Source organism: Enterobacter cloacae complex sp. OE43NF, from assembly GCF_023544405.1.
GTDB lineage: Bacteria > Pseudomonadota > Gammaproteobacteria > Enterobacterales > Enterobacteriaceae > Enterobacter > Enterobacter cloacae.
Genome location: NZ_JAMJFW010000099.1, coordinates 1 through 4,414, shown reverse-complemented (window position 1 = coordinate 4,414; position 4,414 = coordinate 1). Strand labels below are relative to the sequence as shown.

Genomic DNA, 4,414 nt, shown 5'->3' with positions numbered 1-4,414 from the left:
CAAGGGCACAATGGACAATGAAGTCATAAGAAATACTGCCTCGCGTATAGCGGTTTTGCAGGGAACTTGCAGCAATATTGAAATGCCTTGCGAGCTGGATTTTCTGAGCGAAACCGTAGACATCGCAAATCCTATCTAAGACATGTTCGTTACTGATTCCTGAATCGGTTTCCATAAAATTCGCATCCACGTATTGACTGTTGCGGCTTGTGCGCATTAGTATGCGGCTAAACCTAAGTTAATTAATGGCAAACGTTGTCAGACCGATGACCATTAATCGTGAGTATTGGCAAACAGGGAATCATGCAATATGGCTTCTGAAATCGCAATCATCAAAATCCCCGCACCTATCGTTACCCTCCAGCAGTTCGCAGAGTTAGAGGGGGTTTCTGAGCGCACCGCGTATCGCTGGACTACTGGCGACAATCCATGCGTACCAATCGAGCAGCGTGTTATTCGCAAAGGCTGCAAAAAAGCCGGTGGCCCGATTCGTATCTACTACGCACGCTGGAAAGAAGAGCAAATGCGTAAAGCGTTAGGTCATTCTCGTTTTCAGCTCGTCATAGGTGATTGATTCACTTTAAGTGAATGGTAAGGATGAGACATGTTTGATTTTCAGGTTTCCAAACACCCCCATTATGACGAAGCGTGTCGGGCTTTTGCGCAGCGTCACAACATGGCGAAGCTGGCCGAACGTGCGGGAATGAATGTTCAAACGTTACGTAACAAACTCAACCCGGAACAGCCTCACCAGCTCACCCCGCCGGAGTTGTGGCTGCTGACAGACCTGACCGAAGACTCAACCCTCGTTGATGGTTTTCTGGCGCAGATACATTGTCTGCCATGCGTGCCGGTAAACGAGCTGGCAAAAGATAAATTGCAGTCTTATGTCATGCACGCAATGCGTGAGCTCGGCGAGCTTGCGAACGGTGCTGTATCTGAGGAGCGTCTGACCTCTGCGCGTAAACACACCATGATTGAAAGCGTTAACTCTGGTATTCGCATGTTGTCTTTGTCGGCACTGGCGCTGCATGCACGTCTACAGACTAACCCGGCGATGACGAGTGTGGTCGATACCATGAGCGGAATTGGCGCATCGTTCGGTCTGATTTGAGGTGCTCATGCTGAATAATGAACCGTCATTCGCGTCTTTGCTCGTCAAACAAAGCCCCGGCATGCACTGCGGCCACGGCTGGATTATTGGCAAGGATGGCAAGCGCTGGCACCCGAGCCGTTCACAGGCTGATTTACTGACTGGCCTATCTACGCAAAAGCAGGGGGAATCATGGCTATCGAAGCTGTTTCCGCGACTGTTCCGCTAAAGGCGGGTGAACGTCTGGCTGGCCTCAACCACGTAGCTGAATTGCGCGCGAGATATTGGGGCGATAGCTGGAAAGAGGTTGAGCGTTTTGTAGATGTTATGCGTGATAAACGTGATCCACAGTTTGAAGAAAACAATCGGGCGCTGGCCGCTATTTTCTTTCTGGCAAAAATACCGGCGGCTCGTCATGAGCTCGAATTAAGTGAGCTGACTACTGACGAGAAAAAAGCGCTGATTACAGCGATGAACCATTTCCGCGCAGTGGTGAGTTTATTTCCCAAGCGGCTAACCATGCCTAATTAATTCAAACAGAAATTTAATGGCGTAAACCCGCCGGGCGTCTTTTTACCCGAAATCAGGAGAGTCAATTATGCGTATAACCGAAACTCGTTATTTTAACACTGATAGTGATGCGCTGGCCGTATTGCTGACCGATGCCAAAAAAGAAGAGCGCAAAGACCGCGCTCTTGCTGTTTCCATCCGCCTTGAGGCACTGGCTATCCATATCACCAAAGAGGGCATGAGCGGCACCGAAGCCGCGGAACTGCTGCGCCGTGAGGCTACCCGCTATGAGAATGAATCACAGGAGTTGCACTGATGGCCGATGCAATGGATTTAGCACAACAGCGCGAGCAGGAAGACCGCGAGCGCAACATCAGCAACGCGCGCAGCCGTATCACCGCGCCATCTTGTTTCCTTTGTGAAGCATGTGAAGCACCAATCCCGGAGGCTCGTCGTGCTGCAATTCCGGGCGTGGTCTTTTGTGTGACCTGTCAAGAAATCTCAGAACTGAAATATAAACATTATCGGGGGGTATGAATTGGCGGTTCAATTCGCTTATCCGTGGAATAAACCACGGTCGGCAATAGCCAGCCCATATCTTACCTACGATCAACAGCATCGCCGTGACCGTATGTTCGCGGCTTTGCTGCATGCGAGAAAGGTGCTTTCTCAGCAGCCAGAGTGCGTGCATTTTGATGTATACCGCACCGCTGCGGTGCTGGAGCAAAATCAGGGCAGTCAACGAGCCAATGCGTTTTTAATTAGTTTTTGCAAAAAGGCATTGCCGCGTCTTGAACTGGTCGCAAAAAAATACGCGTGCGTCGGTATCGATAGCAAAGTTTCAGCCGCTGTTTTCGGTGGTCATTTCGATACTGAGCTTAGGCAATATCTGGCGTCACGCATGGTCAATATGGTTGCCAGATTCAACCGCCTCCCTGATATGTCGCGCGCCGATATTGACCTGCTGGCCGCTGATATCGCTAATTTCATTCGCGCTGAACTGGCTGACATTGATGACACCGGATTTAGTGAGCTAAAAACGCTGTACACCTGGTATATACGCGCCGGTTTTATTTCCCTGCAATTCAACGTTACCCCGCCGCATTGGGAGCGCGTGACAAAAAAGTTTGTCGGTCAGGATGAGATCGCACCGGCAGTAATGCGCATGTTTAATGAGGTTTGGTGGCGTGGCCGTCTGCGACGCATTGCAGCGTCATGGCGCGAACATCTGCAAATTGCAGTCGGCAACGTCAGCAAGAAACGGCACGCCTACGCGAGTAAAAACTGCGTGACAGACTGGCGCGAGCAAAAGCGCCGCACGCGTGAATTTCTCAAGGGGCTGGATCTCGAAGACGAAGACGGCAACCGCATCAGCTTGATTGAAAAATACGACGGTTCTGTCGCTAACCCTGCGATACGCCGCTGCGAGCTGATGACCCGCATCCGTGGGTTTGAAAATATCTGCAATGAGCTCGGTTATGTCGGGGAGTTTTACACCCTGACTGCGCCGTCTAAATATCACGCCACCACTAAAGCAGGCTACCGTAACAGCAAATGGAACGGAGCCAGCCCGTCGGACACGCAGAGCTATCTAACCAGCCTTTGGGCGCGTATACGTGCCAAGTTGCACCGAGAAGAAATCCGCATTTTCGGCATACGTGTTGCCGAGCCTCATCACGACGGAACGCCGCACTGGCACATGCTTATGTTCATGCTGCCGGAAGACGTAGAGCGAGTGCGCCTCATCATTCGCGATTATGCGTGGGAGGAAGACCACCACGAATTGAGAAGCGACAAAGCCAAAAAGGCGCGCTTTCATGCCGAAGCCATCGACCCGGAAAAGGGCAGCGCTACCGGCTATGTTGCTAAATACATTTCAAAAAACATCGACGGCTATGCTCTCGATGGTGAAACCGATGACGAAAGCGGCGAGCTACTTAAAGAGACAGCTCCCGCCGTTTCAGCATGGGCGGCGCGCTGGCACATCCGTCAGTTTCAGTTTATCGGCGGTGCGCCGGTGACGGTCTACCGTGAGTTGCGTCGTCTCGCTGATACAGAGACTGCGCACGGTCTGAGTGTTGAGTTTGCTGCCGTCCATGATGCCGCCGACGCCGGTGATTGGGCTGGTTACGTTAATGCGCAGGGTGGTCCGTTTGTCCGTCGCGATGATTTACAGGTGCGCACGCTGTATGAGCCGCACCCCGAGTTTAACCAGTATGGTGAGGAAACCGTGTGCATTCGTGGCGTCTACGACTCTGCTGTCGGCGCTGGTACCCCGATTTTAACCCGGTTAACGCAGTGGAAAATTGTGCCGAAGCGTGCCGTTGACGTTAAGGGCGCTCCTGCGCCCTCTCGGAGTTCTGTCAATAACTGTACGGGAAGCGAAAGCGATCCACCGATACTGGATTTATCAAAACCGCTCAGCAGGCGTGAAAGACGAGAGCTGACGAACCGACTCAGGAAGCAAAAGCCAGCAATACGGCGAAAATTCATCCACGGAACGGATGAGCAAAACGCAGCCATAGCGAAAATTATCGACGAGATACATCTGACAACCGGCACCACTATCAGCCGGGGCGAAGCCCTGCACCTTATGGCAGGTGGTAAAAGTTGTTTTAACGGAAAATGGTTGCGCGGAACGGCCAAAGGAGAGGTGTTTTTCGCAGCACCATCACATCGGTCTCAAGCCATGGGAATACTCAGTCGCGTTGCGGCTTTAGCTAGGGTAGTTAAGATGAATCATAGGTAATGTCCATCCATATCATGCACATACAATGCATAGCGCTGCAATTTTTCTTCACACCTTTTGCC

Annotated in this window: 8 protein-coding genes; 7 read left to right on the top strand and 1 reads right to left on the bottom strand. The window is 51.7% G+C overall.

What is annotated here, in order from left to right; all coding sequences use genetic code 11:
- A partial coding sequence (locus M8370_RS22875) for a helix-turn-helix domain-containing protein (protein WP_250021814.1) occupies positions 1–175 on the bottom strand: 175 nt, incomplete at its 3' end.
- 135 nt (positions 176–310) lie between these two features.
- On the opposite strand from M8370_RS22875, the gene M8370_RS22870 reads away from it, so the two are divergent.
- The 7 genes from M8370_RS22870 (at position 311) to M8370_RS22840 (ending at position 4,352) form a co-directional block, all read left to right on the top strand.
- Positions 311–574 carry a hypothetical protein gene (locus M8370_RS22870; RefSeq protein WP_250021812.1) on the top strand — a complete coding sequence of 88 codons (264 nt, stop codon included), beginning with the start codon at positions 311–313 and terminating at the stop codon, positions 572–574.
- Positions 575–604: 30 nt separating this feature from the next.
- On the top strand, positions 605–1,114 hold the full coding sequence (locus M8370_RS22865) for a phage regulatory CII family protein (RefSeq protein WP_250021810.1): 510 nt from the start codon (positions 605–607) through the stop codon (positions 1,112–1,114).
- Between the two features lie 7 nt (positions 1,115–1,121).
- Positions 1,122–1,322, top strand: coding sequence for a phage filamentation protein Fil family protein (locus M8370_RS22860; RefSeq protein ID WP_250021809.1), 201 nt, complete (start codon positions 1,122–1,124; stop codon positions 1,320–1,322).
- A complete protein-coding gene (locus tag M8370_RS22855) occupies positions 1,286–1,624 on the top strand; it encodes a DUF5347 domain-containing protein (RefSeq protein ID WP_250021807.1) in 339 nt (112 codons plus the stop codon). Before M8370_RS22860 ends, M8370_RS22855 begins: the two co-directional genes overlap by 37 nt.
- Positions 1,625–1,691: 67 nt before the next feature.
- On the top strand, positions 1,692–1,919 hold the full coding sequence (locus M8370_RS22850) for a DUF2732 domain-containing protein (RefSeq protein ID WP_250021805.1): 228 nt from the start codon (positions 1,692–1,694) through the stop codon (positions 1,917–1,919).
- Positions 1,919–2,140, top strand: coding sequence for a TraR/DksA family transcriptional regulator (locus M8370_RS22845; protein ID WP_250021803.1), 222 nt, complete (start codon positions 1,919–1,921; stop codon positions 2,138–2,140). Before M8370_RS22850 ends, M8370_RS22845 begins: the two co-directional genes overlap by 1 nt.
- A 1-nt stretch (position 2,141) precedes the next feature.
- Entirely contained in the window at positions 2,142–4,352 is a 2,211-nt protein-coding gene (locus M8370_RS22840) for a replication endonuclease (protein WP_250021802.1), read from the top strand.
- Positions 4,353–4,414 lie beyond the last annotated feature (62 nt).